Annotated in this window: 1 protein-coding gene; it reads left to right on the plus strand. The window is 67.4% G+C overall.

What is annotated here, in order from left to right:
• Positions 1-885: HNH endonuclease signature motif containing protein (locus Q2100_RS21385; protein WP_302915672.1), on the plus strand; the 885-nt coding region annotated here is incomplete at its 5' end.
• Positions 886-966: the final 81 nt, after the last annotated feature.

Consider the following 966-nt stretch of genomic DNA (forward strand, 5'->3'; position numbering starts at 1 on the left):
TTGCGCACCGCGATCAAGCTCGAACCCCCACCGCAACCGCAACCGCAACCGCAACCCGACCCCAAACCCGAACCCGCACCGTCGTACAGCAAGACCTGCGATGAGAAGGGCACTACCTATCGGATCTTCCTGCCGCGACTGGAAGCGGCCAAACTCGACGCCGCCGTGCAGTCACATCTCGACGGGATGGTCGCCGACTGGAAACACGACCACGGCGACGCGGATGCCGATGCCGATGCCGACGAGCAGGCGCCGCCGATGCCCACCACTGTCGATGCGTTCATGAGTGTGGTCGACGCCGGCTGGGACACCGAGGTGGCCCGCCGCCCGCACGGACACCGCACCACCGTGATCGCCCACGTGGACGTCAAGGAACGAGTGGCGTCGTTGCATCTGGGTCCGGTGTTGACCGACGCCGACCGCCGATTCCTGCTATGTGATGCCACCTTCGAGGTGTGGCTGGAACGGAACGGGCAGCCCATCGGGTCCGCGCGTGACACCCGCCAGATCAGCCGCCGGCTGCGCCGGGCGCTCGAACACCGCGACCACTGCTGCGTGGTCCCCGGATGCGGGGCCACCCGCGGTCTGCACGCCCACCACATCCGGCACTGGGAGGACGGCGGCGCCACCGAACTCGACAACCTCGTCCTGGTGTGCCCGTACCACCACCGGATGCACCACCGAGGCGGCATCACCATCACCGGCCCCGCACAGAACCTCATCGTCACCGACAGCGATGGACGCCAACTGAGTTCGGCATCACTGGCCCGACCCCCGACCAGACCACTACCCGATGTCCCGCCCTGTCCCGGGCCCACCGGCGAACGGGCCGACTGGTGGTGGTACCCACCGTTCCAACCCCAACCACCACCGTCGACCAACTAGGTCGCCGCGCGGCCTACAGTCCCGGAGTGGCGAATACGAACAGCGCCATGAATGCGACGTTGATGAAGAACGCGGCCTCCA

Source organism: Mycolicibacterium arseniciresistens (assembly GCF_030519285.1).
GTDB lineage: Bacteria > Actinomycetota > Actinomycetes > Mycobacteriales > Mycobacteriaceae > Mycobacterium > Mycobacterium arseniciresistens.